This window comes from Synechococcus sp. CBW1004 (assembly GCF_015840715.1).
Lineage (GTDB): Bacteria > Cyanobacteriota > Cyanobacteriia > PCC-6307 > Cyanobiaceae > Cyanobium.
This window is the reverse complement of record NZ_CP060397.1, coordinates 3,622,937-3,642,721: the sequence shown is the minus strand read 5'-3', so window position 1 is coordinate 3,642,721 and position 19,785 is coordinate 3,622,937. Positions and strand designations below refer to the sequence as shown.

Genomic DNA, 19,785 nt, shown 5'->3' with positions numbered 1-19,785 from the left:
ATGGAGTTCCTCATCTCGGAAATCCTGGGATGGCTGACGTTCCTGCAGCGTCCGAGCGTGCTGCTGCAGCTGCTGGCACTGGCGGCCCTGGCCCTGGCCCTGGTGCAGCTGCGGCGTCTGCCGCCCCTGCCGCGACTGCGCCTGCTCTGGCGTTGGCCCGCCTCCGTGCTGCTGCTGCTCGGGGAGCTGCTGATCGCCCTGCTGCTGGCGCTGGCCGGCCAGCGCCTCGGGCTGGTGCTGCTGGCGATCCAGATCCATCTGATCTGGCTGGCGCTGCAGCTGATCGAGTCCCAGCTGCTCTGCCGACTGCTCACGGCTGAGGCCCGTCAGATCCTGGTCAGCCGTCTGATCCGGCCGCTGTTTCTGATCTATGTCGGCCTGTCCCTGCTCGATGCGCTCGGCAGCCTCCAGGACATGGCCCTGGCCTCGCTCGGGGTCTGGTTCGGCAGTGAGATCACCCAGGGGCGCCTCTGCCAGGTGGTGCTGGTGCTGTACCTGCTGCTGGTGGGAGTCGAGCTGCCGGCACGCTGGGTGAGCCAGCTGCTCCAACGCGGCCTCAGCCTGAACGAGGGGAGCAGCCGGGCGCTCGAGCAGATCCTGCGCTACGCGCTGTTCTCCCTGGGGGTGGTGTGGGCCCTCGCCAGCCTCGGAGTCAATCAGAACGGAATGCTGGCGGTGGCCGGCGGCCTCTCGGTGGGCCTCGGCTTCGGCATCAAGGAGGTGTTCTCAAACATCATCAGCGGCCTCTGGCTGCTGATCGAAGGCTCGGTGCGCCCGGGCGAGGTGCTCATGCACGAGGGGGAGGTGTGCGAGGTGCGGCGGCTCGGACCGCGGGCCACCACCCTCTGGCGCAGCACCGACAACGCCGAGCTGGTGGTGCCGAACCAGACCTTCTTCACCACCGCCACGACCACCTACACCCGCAGCGACCGGATGCGGCGCTGCAGCCTGGCCCTGGCGGTGCCGCGCACCTGGCCGCCCCAGCAGATTCTCGACCTGCTCGTCACGATCGCCGCCGAACATCCGTCCGTTCTCGCCGAACCGGCACCGGTGGCCCGGCTGCAGGGCTTCGGGATACGCCGCTACGACTACAGCCTCAACTATTCGATTCCCGATCCGCTCCTGGCCGGCGCGGTGGCCTCGGAGCTGCGTCTGGCGATCTACAGACGTTTCCAGGATCTGGGCATCGATCGGCCCGCCTGAACGGCAGCCCCCGTCACGGCCATGCCGGGGATGCGGCGCAGACCGTGGCCGTCTCGGGCCATTCACACAGCGCTGGCTGCATGGCGACAGCTGCCGCAACCGCTTCGGGAGGTTCAGGGAGCGGAGCCGGATTCCAGCCGCTGCACCAGCTGCCGGAACTGCCGCTGCTGGCCGAGCAGCCTGGCCTCCTCCATGGCGCTGGGCAGCAGGGCCCGCAGCGTGCCATCGAGCCTCTGCGTCTCACGGGCCAGGGCCTGGAACCGCCCCAGGGCGGAGAGCGGCCGCACCAGCAGACAGACGAGCAGGGCCAGGCCGCAGCCCATCAGGTAATCCAGCCAGCGGTTGGGGATGTACCACTGGGTCAGGGCGCCGTAGCCCACGAAGGTGACGCCGCTCGAGATCAGGGCGGTGCGCAGGCTGGATTCCAGGCGCAGGCCGAGCATCAGGGCCGTGGTGCCCCCCATCACCAGAGCCACCGAGACACTGCTGATCTCCATGGTGTTGAACACCAGCGCCGGCATCAGCACGCCGAGGCTGACTCCAAGCATGCGGTCCCGCACCCGCGCCAGGGTGGCACCGAGGCTGTCATTGAGCAGCAGCACGACGCCGAAATACAGGTATTTGGGTGTGGCCGCCCCCACCCCCAGGCCGATGCTCAGCGCCAGCGCCGCCACCACCAGCTTGCGCCAGAAGTAGGGATCGGCGAAGCGCCGGGCGATCGTGCGGGCCGGCAGCGGAGTCTCCGCCCCCTCCCCGCGGTCATCGGTCTCAGCGTCCTGCAGGTCCTGGGGAAGCCGCAGACCGGCCTGCAGGAGGGTGGCGGTGAGCATGCCCACCATCACGGCCAGGAGCTGCTGCCACGCACCCAGCCAGGTGGCGTTGCTGCCCAGCAGCGGCAGCACCGCCAGCACCGCCAGCAGGTTGCGCACCAGCATCAGCTTGTCGGGCAGGGCCTGGCCCAGGATCTGCGCGATCACCGTGACCACCGCGAACTGCCACACCTGCGGCGCCTCCAACAGCGGCTTGAGGAACGTGCCCAGCGACAGACCGATCGCCACCACCACGGGCAGCAGCACGAACACCGGCGGCGGCCAGCGATCGAATCCGGGACGGATGAACAGGGCGGCCACCACCACGCCATAGGGCGTCGCGGCCCCCAGCCCGACCGCATGGCAGATCACCCAGGTGAGACCGGAGGCGAGCGCCACGGCCAGCACCAGACGCAGAGGTCGGAAGGCGCCGCTGCTCAAGGGCGGCGCGCCAGGCTCTGCAGCAGGCCCACCAGCAGGCTGATCAGGAGCAGGGCGAACCAGAACCACAGCCGTGGCGGCTCACTGCGGGTGCAAAGGCCCAGCAGGACCAGGCTGATCCAGGGCCAGGGCGAGCGCCAGGGAGCGATCAGCCGCTGTCGGCGAGTGGGGGGAGGTTCAGGGGTGAGGCTCATGCGCGGGCCCCCGTGATCCAGCGCCAGAAGGGGGTGAGGTAGCTGAGCACGGAGCGCTGCTCGACCTCCGCCTCCACCTCGGCGGGGGTGCGGGACGGCAGAGCCTGCGCCGGCCCCCTCCCACCGCTCCAGGCCAGCCCGCTCGGGGTGTCCGCCCGCTCCAGCTCCACCACCGCCAGCACAAGAGGCGCGCCGGTGCGCCCGGGCAGCTGGGCGGTGAGATCCCCTCCTTCGCCGTAGGAGCGCTCACGGGCGCTGGCCATGAGATTGGCAGCCTCCTCCTGGCTGCCCACCTGGGCGGTGACGTCGGCCAGCTCGACGCTCTCGGACGAGAGGCTGACAATGCGACCCGGCACCAGGCCATAGCGCTGCTCGGCGCTGCCGAAGCTGTCGCGGCTGAGCAACTGCGGATTGAGCTTCACGGTGTCGCCCACCCTCAGACGGCTGGCATCGGCCGCTGTGAACAGCACCACAGCCTGCCGTTCCCGCCCCCGCGCGGGCGCGGCGATGCTGCCGAGCTTCTGACCCGGCACCACCGGCTGGCCAGGCTGGACCGCCAGATCCAGCAGGCGACCGCTCACCGGCGCGAACACGCTCTGGCTGAGGCTGTCGCTCTCGAGAAGGGCGCGCTGGGCACGCAGCTCGGCGTCCCGTGCCGTGAGGGCGGCGCGCTGGGCTCTGAGCTCCGCAAGACTGGCATCGATGCCGGCGATGTCGGCCCTGTTGCGCAGCCACAGGTCCTGGGCCGCGACCCACACCGGGCTGAAGCGGGCGATCACCTTCTCCTGGCGCAGCTCCTCGAGGGCGGTGAGCTGGCTGCGCACCGGCTGGTTGGTGGTGGCGATCTGCCTGCGGCGCGTCTCGAGGGCCTGACGTTGCTCCGCAAGGGCCGTGGCCTGGACGCCGAGCACGCGCTGCTGCTGATCCACGGCGGCCAGGCGTGCATCGGTGGCCTGGGGAGAAGCGGGAAAGGCAGCCTCACCGGGGCCGCCGGCGGTCTGCGAGACGCGGTCAAGACTCAGCAGGCGCTGGCCCTGACGGACGGCCTCACCCACCGTCACCAGCACGGCCTGAACCTCGCCGGGCCCACGGGCGTAGAACCCACGTCGCGATTCCGGCGGGGCCAGCACCCCCATCCCGCGAACGAGGACCGGCACACCGGGATGGGCCGCCCAGGCGAGGCTGAGAAGGGCCACCAGACCCACCGGCAGACATGCGTACAACCGCCAGATCAAGGGGGCCGGCGAGGGGCTCATGGCGGCAGATGACTGGCAGGATGTTACGGGCGTCGGCCGGGATGGTCCCTGGGTGCTGGTCCTGCATGGCACCAGGCATCCGCCCACTCGCCGCCACCTGCCACACCGCGGCACGAGTGAGAAAGAGCGGAATGCCTGCCTTCGTGGGCATCGCGCTCTCCTGAAGCAGCGCGAGAGGCACCGCATGGGATGGTGTGGGTCATCAGGCCCGCCCATGAAAAATCCCGCTCGTCACCGAGCGGGATTGAGAGGCAGGGAGCCATGGCGCCGCACCCCGGCAGTGAGGCCGGTGATCAGCGCTGGGCCTCGGAAGCCTGATGGTGATAGACGTGGCCGCGGTAGTGCAGTTCCAGCTCGGGGTCCACCGCCGCCGCTTCATGGCGGATCGGGGCGTTGAAATGGCGGCCGCGATAGATGTGCTCAACCGGGGCTGCGGGAAGCTGCTCGTGGCGGCTGTTGTCGTAGCTGACGCCGCGGTACTGGAGTCGTGTCATGGTTTCGGAATCTCCGGAGATGGGGGAATCCGCAAGGAGTTGAGGAGCGTTGCTTCGCCCTGCGGTGGGCTACTTCCGGCGTGCCAGCTGACCGACAGGGCCGGCAGGAGACATGCGCTCAACGTTTTGTCCTCACAGCATTTCTAGCCCGCAGCGACTGTTCATGGTGGACATTCGGGCACTTTCTTCACATTGGCGGCGGGGCCTGTGTAACGAGCCGTACCAGCGGAGCGGGAAACCGATTGCCGTCAGCCGCTAGCGCATCGGGGCGAGTTTTGGGTTCTGTAGCAACGCCAACCTTTCGGGCCCCCGTCTTGGGGAACCATCACCCCCATTGGCGGACCACTCCGCCACGCCCTCCAGATCCCATGACCCTCGACATGCCCGCGCCGCGGCGCCGTCGGATCCGGGACGTCGCGCAGATGAGTCTGCTGGACGCCCCGACTGCCTTGTTCCGGCAGATCCGAGGCCTGACGTCCTCCCGCACCATCACCTGGCTGGCCTGTGTGCCCATCGCCCTGATGGGACTCGGCCTGTTCAACCTGGCAGCCCACGCCGCCGAGTTGCCCGAGCTCACACCAGCCTTCCTGGCCAACAACACGTTCCTGCTGATCTGCGCCGTCCTGGTGATCTTTATGAACGCCGGTTTCGCGATGGTGGAAGCCGGGATGTGTCGCCAGAAGAATGCTGTCAACATTCTGGCCAAGAACCTGATCGTCTTCGCCCTCGCGGTGACGGCCTATTGGTTCATCGGCTACAAGATCATGTACAACGCTGACTGGGTGATTCCCGGTTGGTTCAAGTTCGGGGGACTTTTCTTCGATCCCGCCGTCACTCCTGAGATGGTGACTGAGGGCAGTCTTGTTCCCAGTGTCGACTTCCTTTTCCAGGCCGCCTTCGCAGGCACGGCAGCGACCATCGTTTCGGGCCTGGTTGCCGAGCGCATCAAGTTCGGCGAGTTCGTGATCTTCTCGCTCGTTCTTGTCGGCATCCTCTATCCCATCTCCGGCTCCTGGCAGTGGAATGTCGGTGAGGGCTGGCTCAACCAGCTCGGTTTCATCGATTTCGCCGGTTCGACGGTCGTTCACTCCTTCGGTGCCTGGGCCGGTCTGGTCGGCGCCATCGTCCTCGGACCCCGCATCGGCAAGTTCGTCGAAGGCAAGCCGCAGGCCATCCCCGGCCACAACATGGCGATCGCCACGCTTGGTTGCCTGATCCTCTGGATCGGCTGGTACGGCTTCAACCCCGGCTCCTGGCTGTCGATGGCCCCTGAGGTGCCCTACATCGCCGTCACCACCACCCTGGGTGCCGCTGGCGGTGGCATCGCCTCCACTCTGTTGAGCCAGATGATGGGCGGCAAACCCGACCTGACGATGACCATCAACGGCATCCTTGCTGGCCTGGTCGGTGTCACGGCCGGTTGCGACGGATTCTCCATGCCCGGCTCCTGGGTGGTCGGCTTCATCGCCGGCGTGCTGGTGGTCTTTTCCGTGGCCTGGATCGACAAGCTCAAGATCGATGATCCCGTGGGTGCGTTCTCCGTACACGGCACCTGCGGCATCTGGGGCACCCTGGCCGTCGGCCTGTTCAACAACGACAAGGGCCTGCTGACCGGCCATGGCTTCAGTCAGCTCGGTGTCCAGATCGTGGGTGTTCTCGCCTTCGCCATCTTCTCTGTCGTCGCATCTCTGATCGTCTGGTCGATCATCGGCGCCCTGTTCGGCGGCATCCGTGTCACTGAAAAAGAAGAAACCGAAGGTCTCGACATCGGCGAACATGGCATGGAGGCCTATCCCGATTTCGCTTCGGCCAAGTGACTGCCATGAGCAGGATTCTCTGAAGATTGATCTGCAACAGCATCAATCTCTTCCTTGCGCCCTTTCCCCTGCGGGAGAGGGCGCTTTCGTTCTGGGGCCATGCCGGCGGACCGAAGATCGGCGCCCCCTGTTCAGGGCGTCGACGCGGCAGCTGCGATGTCCACCCCCTTTACACTCCAGCCACGTCAGATACCAACGTGCCTCTCCAGCCCCTGCGCCACCTCCTGACGCATCGCCTGACTGGAGTGAAGCCGATCCTGTGGGGGCTGGCTCCGCTGCTGATCACCGCGGGCGGAGCCCAGGCTCGCGCCGAGTCTCTCAGCCTCCAGCAGGTCCTGGAGCGCGGCATGCCTGCCTCCATCGAACTCGAGGTCGGGCGCCGCACGATCGCCCGTGACGAGGCCCTGGTGAGCCTGGCCGCCACGGCTCGTCTTCCCCAGCTCAGTGCCCTCGGCATGGGCAGCTTCACCCAGGTGGGCACCTCGGTGGGCTTGATCACCAACCTGCCGACCCTCGGCGACATCAGCCTGGGCCTGCAGCAGAACGGCTACGCCGTGCTCCAGAACAGCTTCGGGAATGCCGGCCTGCTGTTCGATGTCAACCTCCTGCCCCTGCGGCAGAACGCTGAACTGGCCGCCAGCCGGGCCGTTCTCGAGAGCAGTCGCGCCGAGCAGCGCGAACGCCGGCGGCAGAAACGGTTCGAGCTGGTGAGTGCCTACCGCCGGCTGCAGCTGGATCAGGCGCTCGTTCCGGTCTGGCAGGAGGCGCTGCAGGCATCGAGCGCTCTGGAACGGGACGCCGAGGCGATCGAGCGGCGCGGACTCGCCGCCCGCATCGATGTGCTGCGTGCCCGGGTGCTGCGCGCCCAGGACAGTCAGGGCCTGGCCCAGGCCGAGGGCGCCATGGAGAGCAGCCGACAGCAACTGGCCAGCCTGCTGGCCCTGCCTCTGGACCAGGCGCCGCTTGCCGCCGATCCGATCAGGGCGCTGCCGGCATGGCCGCTGCCCCTGCCCCAGACCCTGGAACAGGCTCTGCAGGACCGACCGCTGCTCGCATCTCTGCAGTCGCAGCAGCAGGCGCAGGGCCAGCAGGCGCGGGCGGCGCGACTGGCCCTGCTCCCCTCGATCAGTCTCGTGCTGGGAGGCGGCCTCAGTGGCAACAACCTGGCGGTGCCGGTGCTCGACCAGGGAGGCTCCCTGAACGGCGGCCCGGCCAATCTGCCGCTCCCCCAGCTCCGCCAGAGCGCGGAGGCCTCAGGCTCGTTCTACAACTGGGGCGCGGCCCTGCTGGTCCGCCAACCGCTCTACGACGGTGGCCGTGCCGGGTCCGCCGCCAGGGTGGCCGAACGGCAACGCGCCCTGCTGGAGGCGGACGAAGCGCTGGCACGGCAGCGCATCCGCGATGACGTCAGCCGCGCCTGGAGCAGCCTTACCGCCACGGCAGCGGCTGTGGCGGCGGGGCAGGAGGCCGTGCAGGCGGGGGAGAGGGCCCTTCGGGACGCTCAGCTGCGCTACCGGGCGATGGTGGAGCCGCTCACAGAGGTGCTGCTCGTGCAGCGGGATCTGCAGGCGGCGCGGGCCTCCCTCCTCACGGCCCTGACGCGTCAGGCCCTGGACCGGGCTCTGCTGGAGCGGGAGACCGGTCTGACGGAGGAGGAGCCGACGTCGATGGCAGCCGAGTCGACGGAGGCCCAGCGTGTGGCGCCCCCCCCGGGGGGAGCGAGGGCGGCGTCACGCTGAGACGGCTGATCAGCACACCAAGGACGACGGCGATGTAAAGGGGCCCAACCACGCTCAGGGCGAGGCAGGCCAGACGGGTGAGCGGCACGACCGGCGTGATGTCGCCATAACCGAGTGTCGTGAGGCTGACGAAGGCGAAGTAGTTGAGGCGTCCGTAATTGAGATCCCAGGTGATGCGATCACCACTCACCTTCGTGAGATCGGGCATGGTCAGTGCCTCACGGGTGAAGTTGTCGTAGAAGCCTCCCGGCATGATGCTGTCAAGCACGGTAAGCAGCAGACCGCCACTGATGCCGAGCAGCAGATAGCCCGCCGTGGCACCACACAACGTCCGGGCGTCGATGCGGTGTTCACCGGCCAGCACGTGCAGAAATCTCCACATGCTCCAGGCGATGAACAGGGTGAACAGAGCCAGCAACGGCATCCCACTGACCTGAAGGCTGGTGGGGCTGAGCAGCCACACCAGCTGGGCGATACCGGTGGCGATCGCCAGCAGCAGGTAGTGGGTGTCCGCCGACGTGATCCGCAGAAGCGATGCCCGCCCGCGGCGGTGACCGAAGGGCCCCAGCCGCCAGCCGAGCAGTCCCGTCAGGTAGAGAAAACCCACGCCGCTGAGCTGAACCCAGGCCCCGGGCAGCACCCAGGACACGATCACCGCCAGACAGACCAGCAGCAGATGACGGTGGAATTCCGGATGAACCCGCGGCGGCACTGCCGAGGGACGAGCAGGAGATCGCGATTGCCCCACAGGACGGCCGAAACGGATCGGCATCGGAGGCTCAGGCGGCGTTGGCTTCAGACTGCGCGGCCAGCAGGGGGCGCTCCTGGCTGCGCTTCTCGTCGCGACGGAAGACCAGCACACTCAGGGGCGGCAGACAGAGATCGAGCGACTGCTGATAGCCATGAATGGCCCAGTCATCGCTGAACTTGCCACCGAGATTGCCAAGATTGCTGCCGCCGTAGCGGCTGCTGTCGGAGTTGAAGACCTCTTCGAAGAAGCCATCCAGCGGCACACCGATGCGGTAGTGACTGTGGCTCTGAGGCGTGAAGTTAGCAACGACCACCAGCCAGCGGCCGCTGTTGCTCTCGCGCCGCATGAAGCTGATCACCGAATTACTGGTGTCATCACAATCGATCCACTGGAAGCCGTACTGGCTGAAATCGTCGCCCCACAGAGCCGGTTCGGACTTGTAGAAGGCATTGAGATCATCGACAAGTCGCTGCAGACCCAGGTGCGGCTCGTACTGGAGCAGCTCCCACTGCAGGTCACCCCAGACATTCCACTCGGCCCGCTGACCGAACTCCATGCCCATGAAGATTGTCTTCTTGCCTGGGTGGGTCCACATGTAGGCAAGAAGGGCTCGCACATTGGCAAACTTCTGCCAGTCATCACCAGGCATCTTGTGGAGCAGATTGCTCTTGCCATGCACCACCTCATCATGGCTGAGGGCCAGCATGAAGTTTTCGCTGAACGCGTACCAGATCGAGAAGGTGACGTTGTTCTGGTGGAACTGACGGAACCAGGGATCAAGCTCGAAGTAGTCGAGCATGTCGTGCATCCAGCCCATGTTCCATTTCAGGTTGAAGCCGAGACCGCCGATGTCGGTGGGCTGGGTCACCATCGGCCAGGTGGTCGATTCCTCGGCGATGGAAAGCGCGCCTGGGAAGTGCTCGAAGAGCACGTGGTTGGCCTGTTGCAGGAAACGAACCGCCTCAGTATTCTCGCGCCCGCCATTCTCATTGGGGATCCATTCCCCATCGGGCCGCAGATAATCGCGATACAGCATCGACGCCACCGCATCGACGCGAATGCCATCGATGTGGAACTGCTCAAACCAGAAGACGAGGTTGGCAACCAGGAAGTTGCGCACCTCATTGCGGCTGTAATTGAAGATCAGTGTGCCCCACTCCTTGTGCTCACCGATGCGGGGATCGGCATGCTCATAGAGATGCTGGCCATCGAAGAAGGCCAGGCCATGGGCATCCTTGGGGAAGTGACCCGGCACCCAGTCGAGAATCACCCCAATGCCCTCGGCATGGCAGCGATCCACGAAGGCACGGAACTCATCAGGGGTACCGAAGCGACTGGTGGGGGCATACCAGCCGGTGACCTGATACCCCCAGGAGCCATCGAACGGGTGCTCGGAAATTGGCAGCAGTTCGATGTGGGTGAAGCCGCGCGCCTTGACGTAGGGGATCACCCGGTCGGCCAGCTCGGGATAGGTGAGCAGACGCGCTCCAGGCTTGAGATCGGCGGCCGGCACAGGAGGGCGCGCCGTGCCATCGGGCTCGATGTAGGGCTCATCGGCACTGGCATGCATCCAGCTGCCCAGATGCATCTCGTACACGGAAACCGGCTGCTCGAGCGGGTTCCGCTGGTCCCGCTGGTGCATCCACTCGCCATCACCCCAGCTGTAGCGCCCCATCTCGGCCACCACGGAAGCGTGGTTGGGGCGCACCTCCGCCTGGAAGGCGTAGGGATCGCTTTTCGGATAGCAGTGCCCATTCTGGGCCCGCACCTCGTACTTGTAGATCGTTCCCGGTTTCAGGCCCGGAATGAACAACTCCCAGCAACCGCCCAGACGGCTCTGCATCGGATGGTGTCGCCCATCCCAGCTGTTGAAATCACCGAGCACCGCCACGCTGCGGGCATTGGGGGCCCAGAGGCAGAACTGCACGCCGGCCACGCCGTCATGCTCCACCACATGGGCGCCCATGCGGCGCCAGATGTGGTGATGGTTGCCTTCGGCGAACAGATGGCGATCGAGCTCCCCCATCCACTCATGACGGAAGGCCCAGGGATCGTGCTGCTCATGCTCGATGCCACCGCGCTGCACCCGCACGCGATAGCCGCAGCCGGGGTCGTGGGAGAGCTCCGCCTCGAACACCCAGGGGTGATTCGGGGTCTCCATCGGCAGCACCTGATCGCCGACCAGAAGCTCCACCCGCTCGGCATCGGGCATCCAGACGCGCACCAGCGGCTGGCCGGCTTCGCTCACCTGGGACCCCAGCACCGCGAAAGGATGGTCGTGGCGGCATTCCGCCAGCCTCTGGGCGTCGTCGACCATCCAATCGAGACGGGATGCGGCCATGGAGGCAGGGGTGCAAAGGCTGCAGCGGAGCCTACGCCGGCTGAGCCGAGATCCGCCCCGGATGCTGCCGATGACGCGCAACCCGAGACGCACCCGGTCAGACCGCCGAGGCGATGAGGATCAGAACCCCAAGGCCGCCGCCGCAGTCAGGGGGTGGCGGCGCGAGGCGGGGTGGGCGCGTCGGGAAAATCGACGCCGATGATCTGATTCTCTCCGTCGAGAATCACAAAGAGATTATCGGTCAGCCGATTGAACTGCGTGCTCACGATCACCAGCTTCATCTGGTCATTACTCTCGGCTCTGGAGATCGATCGGACACGCCGGAACTGGCCGGTCAGCGTCTGCAGTGCCAGCCACTTGCGCTGCAGAACCGGCGCCGGGATCTCCTCGCGCACGCGCTCGCTCAGAAAGCTGCTGGCGGTGACGAAATAACCATTGCTGAGAGCCTGCATGAAGGCTCGCACCACATCCTCCGCCTTGGCATCGCTGGCGTTGACGTGGTAGCCCTCGAGCCGGCCCTCGCCATCAATGACCAGCAGCACCGAGCGGGGCCCCCGGCTGGTCTGCAGCTGGGCGCTGACGCTGTTGGAATCGAGCCCAGGGACGACCTCACTGATGCTCCAGCTCTGCAGCTGGGGCAGACGCTGCAGCGCCCGGGCCGCCATCACCGGGCTGCTGACGCGCTGGGAGTCAGGGGCGAGCAACGCGAAATAGGCATTGGCATCACGGTTCCGCACAGCCGTGAGGATCCGGTCCGCCGCCTGACGGGCCGCCTGCTCCGCCATGGCCGCGGTGGGCTGGGGCGAGACCGCCGGTGCGGGGCCTGCGGCCGTCTGGGCGCGGACGCCGGCCGGGATGGCCTGCAGGCTGAGCAGAGCCGTGATCAGAGAGAGCGCGAGACTGCCGGCAGACCTGCTGCACGGAGCGAACGGGCGAAACAGGGCCGTCGGGCGGGGCATGGCCGGCAGTGGAAGTCGGCTCAGTTTGCCCCAATCTGTGGCGGCAGCAGCGGTTCGAGCCAGAAACGCGCTGTCTCGAGCGACAGGTCGATGCTGATGATGCGGTGATCGGGCCCGCTGCCTCCGCGAGGCGGGGAGCCGTCCCCTGGATTCACCGCGATCGCCGGCCAGGCGGCGCCGGCCAGCGACAACCGCAGCCGCTCACCGGCGGCCAGCTCCACCGTCAGAGGCTGCAGGGCCAGCTCCCTGGGCTGGAGCGCCTGGGCACGATCCCCCAGCACCCGGCACACCCCGGTGCTCAGCTGCAGCACCCGTTGATCGGCCTGCACAACCGAAAGACAGGCCCACAGGTCAAACCCCGGCTGGTCAGCCCCGGCCTCGAGCCGCAGCCGCGGCCTGCCGCAGAGACGCAGCGGACACACCTGGGGTTCCGTCTCGAAACAGGCCACATCTGCGCGGCCATCCAGATCGGAGCGCTCCACCAGGCCGGGTGACGGCCCCAGATGGCCGCCGCGGGACGGCACCGGCCGCCAGGGGTCATGCACCAGGGTGAGCCAGCCGCCTCCCTTCCCCTCCTCGCCGCCGGGCCTGGATGGCATCAGACGGCCTTCGTCAGCGCGGATCGCCGCCAGCCCATCGCTGGCGAGCCGCCAGCCCGCGGCGCCTCGCGCTTCACCGCCGGCCTCACCGCTCCAGATGCCGCTGCGGGGGCACTGCAGCCTCACGCCGCCCCCCGCATCGGACGTCGCCAACCAGTCCGGGGATGGCACGGAGGTCCGCAGAGGATCAGCCGGTCCGGCATCGACGCGACGCGTGTCGCCTCCGCCGAGATGGTGCTGGAAGAAGGCCAGCTGCAGCCGGTCGAGGCCGCCGCACCAGTCGAGGTGGCTCCAGGCGCCGATGCACAGCCGCGGCCTCCCACCGGCCGCCAGGCTGCGGCCGAACAGGTCGAGCACCCCGTTGAGGTGGGGATCGTGCCAGCCACCGATCAGCAGCAGGGGCCGGCGCAGCAGGGCGTCGTCGGGGGTGTGGACCCGCCAGCCGGCGGGGTCCGACGGATCCAGCTGCAGCCATTCCAGGCCCATGCCGCCGGGATCATGGTGCTGGAGGAGCTCGAGTCCCTCCTCCAGATAGGTGCCGCTCTCGAGGGCGCGACGGATCCGGCGCCAGCCGTCACGGTCACCGCGGCGGCGGCAGCCCTCAGCCGCCAGCTGCAGACCCCAGCCCAGGCCCAGGCTCCACCAGTGCGCTCCGCCCTCGCCGGCCCAGTGCAGGCGCTCGTCGACGCCGCACATCGCCGGCGCCAGGCAATCGGGCAGGGGATCGTCGAGCCCACCGCGGGGGCCGGCCGCTGCGCCGCTGTTGAGCAGCTGGCTGAGTCCCTGATACGAGAAGCCATAGCAGCCCACTCGGCCGTTGCCGCCCTCGAGGCTGCGGCACCAGCGCACCGCCGCCGCTCCGTCGGCCGCCTCCTGGGCGAAGCCGCCGAACTGCCCCTCCGAGTCGCCGCGGCCGCGCACGTCCTGCACCACCACCAGAAAACCCTGGCTCGCATACCAGCTGGGGTGGGCGTAGGTGACGGTGGAGGCGATGGCGCGGCCATAGGGCTGGCGCATCAGCAGCAGCGGCCAGGGCCCTTCGCCCTGGGGGGACCAGACGCGGGTGGCCAGGCGGATGCCATCGGGGCAGGCCATCCACAGATCGCGCCGATGCGGGCGGGGCGGCGCCGGCCCCATTCAGCGCACGTCCGGACAGTTCAGACCGATCACATAGGTGATCAGCACCTCCGCATCCATTGGGCTGAGGCCCTGAGCGGCAGCGACGGCGGCGATCGACTGGGGCGACGTGGCCGATTGGCCCTCAGCGTTGAGCTGCTTGAAGCGGGCGCACATCTGCCGGGCCAGCGCCGGGTTCTGCTTGACCGTCTCCAGGAGTGGCGAAGCGGCCTGCACACCCGCTGCCGGAGCGAACGCGACCAGCAGAGCCAGACCGGCGGCTGAAGCCAGGCGCAGCAGAGGCACGGTGACGGCGGCGGTGGACCGGGGCGGCCCTGAGGAAGAGGGACGACTCAGAAGAAGACGGCGTGGCATCGCAGCCCCTCCGAAGGTGCCTCCATTTCAGGAAGGCGCCACAGCACGCTAGGCGGGAGCAGGGTCAGTTCGGGGAGCGACCGGGACCGCCTCGGGCCCTGCGGATCCAGCCGAGCACCAGGGGCAGATCCAGGGCCGGGGCATCGCGGCCGAGCAGCTGCCGCTGGAAGCGCCCCAGCTGGCGCAGCAGGGTTTCGGGCCGCGCCTCGGCCAGCGCGGCGCGATCGGGGATGCCGGCATAGAGCAGCAGGGAGGCCTGGGCCGGAGTCAGCCCCACCTCCTCGATCAGCCGCGCCTGCCCTCGCAGCCGCCGCAGCCGCTGTTCGCTGGCCTGGCCATCCGCCGCCAGCCGACGCAGATCCGGATCGGCCAGCGCCGCCAGCGCCGCCCAGGACGCCAGCCCACACCGCTCGAGCTGCCGCTGCTCCAGACGGAAGTGGGTGGCCGGGCGGAACGGCTGTTCGCTCATCGGCTCAGGCGCACCTCACCCGTGCTCAGATCGCGCACCGCTTCGGCGAGCACCACCGGGCGGCCGGCCCCCTCACCGGCGGGCTCGATGCGCCGAAGGCGCACCCGGACAAGGCCGTCGGGACTGGTGCGGCCACCTCCGCGCAGGTTGCTGGCGACCTGCAGGGCCGTGGGCCCGTACGCCTCCGGCGCCAGGGCGGCGGGCGCCGCGGCGATCACCAGATCGGCACCGCCGTCGTACACCACCGGAGCGACCACGGCGCCGCTGATCGAGACGCGGGGGGTGTAGCTGATCGCGAAGGCCAGACAGGAGACCGCCAGCAGAGCCGTGAAGCTGGTCACGCCCACCAGACGGAAGCGGATGCCCCAGCGCAGAGCGAACCCCGCCGCCGTCAGCAGCGCCAGCAGACCGCTGGCGGCGCCCAGCCACTGACCGGCCAGGAACAGGAACGGGTCGGCTGACATCGGGCTCGGGGGGGCTTGTGACGCTCCTTATATTGCGGCCGAGCAAGGAGGAGCCGACCGGGCAGATGAAAGGGCTGCCCGGAAATCGCCTATCGGTCAGCCTCTCTCCGCCCTGGCGTCGTGCCGCGCTGGCCGGCGCCGGCCTCGCCGGCCTCACCGCTCTCGTCATCGGCTCGGACCGTCTGCTCGAGCGGATCTACGAGAGCTGGCGCCCGCGCCTGGAGCGTCAGGTGGGCCGCATCATGGGCCGGCCGCTGCGACTGGGCCCCTACCAGGGCATCGGCCCCGACGGCCTGCGAGTGGGGGCCAGCAGCTTTCTGCCCGGTCCCCAGGACGGCTCGACGGCAGCGGTGCGCTCGCTGCGGTTGCTGGTGAATCCGCTCGCCAGCTGGCAGCGGCGTCAGCTGGTGCTCGACTTCAGCCTCACGGGAGCCCGCGCCGATCTGCGGCCGAACCGCGAGGGCCAGGTGTGGGTGCTCGGGCAGCTCCCCCCCGGCGGCGAACCGCCGCCGATTGAACTGCATTTCCGGCTGCTGAAGCCGGGTGATCTGGCCCTCCATGGCCTCGGATCACAACCCGCGCCGCTGCGGCTGAAGATGGCGGGCCAGGTGGGAGTGCTGCCCCGCCAGCGCCGTCTCGACGGCCGGGTGCGCACCTGGCTGCCCGGCACGGCGGGCTCGGCGCTTCTGACGGGCGGCGGCAGCTGGAAGCAGCGGCTGTGGGGGATCGACGTGGTCGCCGAGCAGCTGTCGCTGGAACCCCTGCTGCGCTGGCTGCCGCGCAGCGTGAAGCTGGAGGGTCGTACCGACGGGCGTCTGCGGCTCGGCCTGGATCAGGGGCGCTTCCGTTGCAACGGCACGTTGCAGGTGCGCGGTGTGCGCTGGCGCCAGAGCGGCCTGACAGGGCCGATCGAGGGCGAGCGGCTGCCCGTGAGCTGCGCCGACAGCCGGCTCACCGTCGCCAGCAGCCCCTGGCGCTACGGCCGCTGGGGCGGCCAGGTTTCGGCGGTGCTGAACGGGGACCGCTCCCTGGCGGTCCGCCTGAGGGCCCGACCGCCCGCCTCCGCCGGCCGGCCCGTGGGAGATCTGCGGGCGCTGCTGCGGGGCCGCTGGCAGGAGGGAGCGCTGCGCGGCACCCGGGTGGATCTGGAGACCGGCGCGTCGCGGCTGCAGGCCCAGGGAACCCTCGGCCGCGCAGTGGATCTCGCCGGCTGGTGGCGGCTGGATCCCGCCGATCTCCCCGCCCTTCAGCGGCTGCCGGACTGGTTGGGCCGTCAGCCGATCGCCGGCCGCTTCAGCCTGTCCGGCCCCCTGGGCTCGCCGGAGCTGCAGATCGCCACCCGCCTGCACGCCCAGCCACTGGTCGGCCCCCTGGAGGCCTCGCTGCAGTGGAGCCGCGGCCAGCTGGTGCTGCAGCGCCTCGAGGCCGCCCATCTGAGCGCCCGCGCGACCCTGCCGCTGCGCTCGCACCAGGGTCGCGGCCTGGAGGCCGGTGCGCTGGAGGCCTGGGTCGATCTGCGCGATTTCCCGCTCGCCAGCCTCGGCCCGCTGCTCGGCACCCGTCTGCAGGGGCGCCTCGACGCCCGGGGGTCCCTGCGCGGTCCTCTCTCGGCCCTGGTGCCGGATCTGTCCCTGGCGGTGCGCAACCCGGCCGCCGGCCCACTGGGACTGCAGGAATCCTGGAGCGGCCGTCTGCAGGGGACCGGCGGCGGCGGCGGTCTGCTGCTTCTGGAGGCCCTGAACCCTGGTCTGGACGGGAAGATCAGCGCCCGCCTGGACCGGCGCTGGCTTCCGACGCAGGTGGAGCTGGAACGGAACGGCGGCACGCTGACGCTGAATGGCGCGCCGCGTCTTTACCACTGGCAGGCCAGCGGACTCCCCCTGCACGGCCTGGAGCTGCTGCTGACGGGAGCCCGTCCGCCCCAGCCCCTGGCTGGCCTGCTGACGGGCCGCGGCCAGCTGGGGCTGCAGCCGCTGGCCTTCAACGGCCGGGTGGAGCTGCAGAAACCCGGCTTCTTCGGCCTGGGGGGCCGCTCGCTCACCGCCGACCTGCGCTACAGCACCCGGCAGTACGCCCTGCGCGGCACGGTGCAGCCGCTCTCGGGCGGCACGATCGACGCCGAGCTCAGCGGCCAGTGGCGGGGGCCCTTCCATGCCCGCTTCCAGGCACGCGGCCTGTCGTCGCTGCTCTTCCAGGAGATGGCCCGCGCCTGGGATCGCTGGCGGGGCCTCCCCGTGCCCTCGCGCGGCCGGGCCGGCGATCTGGGCGAGCAGGCGATCGCCACCCTTGGCATGACCCTGCAGGATCAGATCGCGGCGCTCGACGCGGCGCGGGAGCGCCTGCAGGCCTGGGAGGAGCAGCAGCAGCGCGCCAGCCGGGCCGAGCGGCTGGCACGGCTGCAGATGCGGGTGGATGCCGATCTGGTGCTGCAGGGACCGGATCTGCGCCGGGCCCGCGCCGATCTGGACGGCCGCGGCCACCTGTGGCTGAGCCAGGAGGACCGGGATCTCTCCCTGGCGCGCGATCCCTTCACCGTGCGGCTGGAGGGACCGCTGTCCGCCGGCGGCGGCAGCTTCTCGATCTCCGGCCTCACCCTGTCGCTGCTGTCGCTGCTGACGCCGGTGCCCGACAGCCTGCGCGGCTACCTGTCGGTGACCGGGCGCTACCGCCTGGGCCGGCGACGGCCGGAGCTGGCACTCGAACTGTCCCTGGATCAGGCCGCCCTGGCCGGCCGGGGGCTGCGGCTGGAGCGCGGCCTGCTGGAGCTGGAGGACAAGGGCCTGCAGATGGATCTGGCCCTGCAGGCCGAGGGCGCCTCCAGCACCGTGGATCTCTCCGGCCTGCTGCCCCTGGAGGCCAGCAGCGACGCGCTGGAGCTGCGCCTCGCCAGCCGCGGCGATGGCCTGCGCTTCCTCACCGACCTGGTGGGACGGGCGATCACCTGGCGCAAGGGCAGCGTCGACCTGCGGCTTCTGGTGCGCGGCAGCCTGCTGGACCCGATCGCCAACGGCTTCCTGCGCTTCCGCGAGGGGGAATACGACTTCATCGGCCAGACCCTGCAGGGGGTGGAAGCCACCGTGCTGTTCGACTTCCAGCAGCTGCTGGTGCAGGAGCTGCGGGCGCGGGTGGGCCGCCATGGCCAGCTCAGCGGCGAGGGACGCCTCGGGCTGGTCCGCCCCCTGGCGGACGCCCCCTCCCTGGCGCTGCAGCTCAAGGAGGTGCCGTTCAGCCTGGAGCGGATCAAGGCCGTGGCCAACGGCCGCCTGGAGCTGGGCGGCAGCCTGGCGGAACCGGTTCTGGGGGGCCGGGTGGCCATCAGCCACGGGGTGATCAACGCCCAGCCCGGCCAGCTCGCGCGGGTGGAGACGCGGGCGGGCCAGGCGACGCCCGCAGCTCCCGCAACCCCAGCCGGGCCGGACGCGCCTGGCCAGCCGCGTGCCGGCACCAGCCCATCCCGCGTCAGCGCGGCCAACCCTGGGCCCGGCGCCGGCAGCGCGGCCCTCGCGATGGCCCCCGCCAAGCAGGCCGGCAGCCGTTCACGCCGCCTCGCCGCGGCGGCAGCCGCCCCGACACCATCCGCCGAAACCTCCGCGGCTCCAGCATCCGCCCCCCAGGCCCCACCGACCCAACCCGCGCCCCCCCCGGCCAGCGGCAGCTCCACCGACCGCGGCCGGGCCGGCAGTGGCGGTGGTGGCGGCGGCGGTGGCTCGGTGCAGCCCACCTCGATGAACGAGCTGCTGCAGCGCCAGTGGGATTTCCGCCAGCCCCTGCTGCTGCTCGGGCCGGATGTCGAGTCGACAACCAACCTCTCGCTGCAGGAGGCGATCCCCAACCTGCCCTGGCTGCGCTTCGAGAACCTGCGCCTGGCCTTCGGGCCCGAGCTGCGCATGGTGATCCCCAACATCGCCAACTTCACCACCGGTGGGGCACTGCGCATCAGCGGCCGGCTCGACCCCTCGCTGCGGGCCTCCGGCGTGGTGCGCCTGCTCAAGGGGAGGCTGAACCTGTTCACCACCACCTTCAGCCTCGATCCCGACGCCCCGAACGTGGCGGTGTTCACGCCATCCCTGGGGCTGGTGCCCTATCTGGACATCGCCCTGCGCACCCGCATCGCCAACAACCTCACCACGCTCGCCCCGAGCGGCCTGGGGGAATCGGGTCTGCAGGTCCTGCCGGGACCGGGGGAGCGCGACAGCCGGGGCGGGTTCTCCTCCTTCAGTCAGCTCAACCTGATCCTGGTCACGGTGAGCGTCAGCGGGCCGGCGGACCGGATCGCCGACAACCTGCGCCTGCGCAGCTCGCCGCCCCTGCCCCAGGAGCGGCTCGTGGCGCTGATCGGCGGCAATTCCCTGGCCGGCCTGCAGGGGGGACAGGCGGGCACGGCGCTGGCCACGGCGCTGGGTCAGTCGCTGCTGTCGCCGCTGCTGGCCTCGCTCAGCGATGCCCTGGGCCAGCGGGTGAGTCTGGCGCTCTACCCGACGTATGTGAACCAGGCGGTGGCCAGCGGCCAGGAGCGCTTCTCCGGCCGGGTGCCGCCGCAGCTGGTGCTGGCCGGGGAGGTGGGGCTGGACATCACCGAGAGGCTCAACGCCTCGGTGCTGGCGGCTCCCAACCGCTCCGATGTGCCGGCCCAGATCAACCTCAACTACAAGGCCTCGAACACCTGGAACATCGGCGTCTCGGTCGACACCCAGGGCGCCTGGCAATCGGTGCTGCAGTTCTTCCTGCGCTTCTGAGCGACCCGAGGCCCGGCGGCGG

General features: G+C 69.5%; 14 protein-coding genes, 1 pseudogene and 1 riboswitch. Of the genes and pseudogenes, 4 read left to right on the top strand and 11 right to left on the bottom strand.

Going from position 1 to position 19,785, the window contains the following annotated elements:
• On the top strand, positions 1–1,203 hold the full coding sequence (locus H8F25_RS17290) for a mechanosensitive ion channel family protein (protein ID WP_197211474.1): 1,203 nt from the start codon (positions 1–3) through the stop codon (positions 1,201–1,203).
• A gap of 113 nt (positions 1,204–1,316) precedes the next feature.
• Here the strand turns inward: H8F25_RS17290 and H8F25_RS17285 are convergent, their stop codons facing one another.
• The 4 genes from H8F25_RS17285 to H8F25_RS17270 form a co-directional block, all read right to left on the bottom strand.
• Positions 1,317–2,453 (bottom strand): FUSC family protein, encoded by a 1,137-nt coding sequence (locus H8F25_RS17285; protein ID WP_197211473.1) that lies wholly within the window; start codon positions 2,451–2,453, stop codon positions 1,317–1,319.
• Positions 2,450–2,647: a hypothetical protein gene (locus tag H8F25_RS17280; protein ID WP_197211472.1), complete on the bottom strand. Its 198-nt coding sequence runs from the start codon at positions 2,645–2,647 to the stop codon at positions 2,450–2,452. The genes H8F25_RS17285 and H8F25_RS17280 overlap by 4 nt, the downstream gene beginning before the upstream one ends.
• A complete protein-coding gene (locus H8F25_RS17275; RefSeq protein WP_197211471.1) occupies positions 2,644–3,903 on the bottom strand; it encodes an HlyD family efflux transporter periplasmic adaptor subunit in 1,260 nt (419 codons plus the stop codon). Before H8F25_RS17275 ends, H8F25_RS17280 begins: the two co-directional genes overlap by 4 nt.
• A 293-nt stretch (positions 3,904–4,196) precedes the next feature.
• Positions 4,197–4,397 carry a DUF4278 domain-containing protein gene (locus tag H8F25_RS17270; RefSeq protein WP_197211470.1) on the bottom strand — a complete coding sequence of 67 codons (201 nt, stop codon included), beginning with the start codon at positions 4,395–4,397 and terminating at the stop codon, positions 4,197–4,199.
• Positions 4,398–4,440: 43 nt separating this feature from the next.
• Positions 4,441–4,523, bottom strand: a riboswitch (Glutamine riboswitch).
• A gap of 296 nt (positions 4,524–4,819) precedes the next feature.
• On the opposite strand from H8F25_RS17270, the gene H8F25_RS17265 reads away from it, so the two are divergent.
• Complete coding sequence (locus H8F25_RS17265) at positions 4,820–6,214, top strand: ammonium transporter (protein ID WP_370525773.1); 1,395 nt, start codon at positions 4,820–4,822, stop codon at positions 6,212–6,214.
• A 347-nt stretch (positions 6,215–6,561) separates the two neighbouring features.
• Positions 6,562–7,797, top strand: a pseudogene (locus tag H8F25_RS17260) (TolC family protein); the annotation flags it as partial.
• A gap of 4 nt (positions 7,798–7,801) precedes the next feature.
• On the opposite strand, the gene H8F25_RS17895 reads toward H8F25_RS17260, so the two are convergent.
• The 7 genes from H8F25_RS17895 to H8F25_RS17230 form a co-directional block, all read right to left on the bottom strand.
• A complete protein-coding gene (locus H8F25_RS17895) occupies positions 7,802–8,725 on the bottom strand; it encodes a potassium channel family protein (RefSeq protein ID WP_231596944.1) in 924 nt (307 codons plus the stop codon).
• A gap of 7 nt (positions 8,726–8,732) precedes the next feature.
• Positions 8,733–11,045 (bottom strand): 1,4-alpha-glucan branching protein GlgB, encoded by a 2,313-nt coding sequence (gene glgB / locus H8F25_RS17255; RefSeq protein ID WP_197211468.1) that lies wholly within the window; start codon positions 11,043–11,045, stop codon positions 8,733–8,735.
• Between the two features lie 146 nt (positions 11,046–11,191).
• Positions 11,192–12,004 carry a DUF3887 domain-containing protein gene (locus H8F25_RS17250; protein WP_197211467.1) on the bottom strand — a complete coding sequence of 271 codons (813 nt, stop codon included), beginning with the start codon at positions 12,002–12,004 and terminating at the stop codon, positions 11,192–11,194.
• A 20-nt stretch (positions 12,005–12,024) separates the two neighbouring features.
• A complete protein-coding gene (locus tag H8F25_RS17245) occupies positions 12,025–13,698 on the bottom strand; it encodes a CocE/NonD family hydrolase (RefSeq protein WP_197211466.1) in 1,674 nt (557 codons plus the stop codon).
• A 42-nt stretch (positions 13,699–13,740) separates the two neighbouring features.
• Entirely contained in the window at positions 13,741–14,025 is a 285-nt protein-coding gene (locus H8F25_RS17240; RefSeq protein ID WP_197214035.1) for a hypothetical protein, read from the bottom strand.
• Between the two features lie 133 nt (positions 14,026–14,158).
• A complete protein-coding gene (locus H8F25_RS17235; protein ID WP_197211465.1) occupies positions 14,159–14,563 on the bottom strand; it encodes a DUF4332 domain-containing protein in 405 nt (134 codons plus the stop codon).
• Entirely contained in the window at positions 14,560–15,027 is a 468-nt protein-coding gene (locus tag H8F25_RS17230) for a DUF2518 family protein (RefSeq protein WP_197211464.1), read from the bottom strand. Before H8F25_RS17230 ends, H8F25_RS17235 begins: the two co-directional genes overlap by 4 nt.
• A 65-nt stretch (positions 15,028–15,092) precedes the next feature.
• Between H8F25_RS17230 and H8F25_RS17225 the strand changes: the two genes are divergently transcribed.
• On the top strand, positions 15,093–19,763 hold the full coding sequence (locus tag H8F25_RS17225) for a translocation/assembly module TamB domain-containing protein (protein ID WP_197211463.1): 4,671 nt from the start codon (positions 15,093–15,095) through the stop codon (positions 19,761–19,763).
• Positions 19,764–19,785 lie beyond the last annotated feature (22 nt).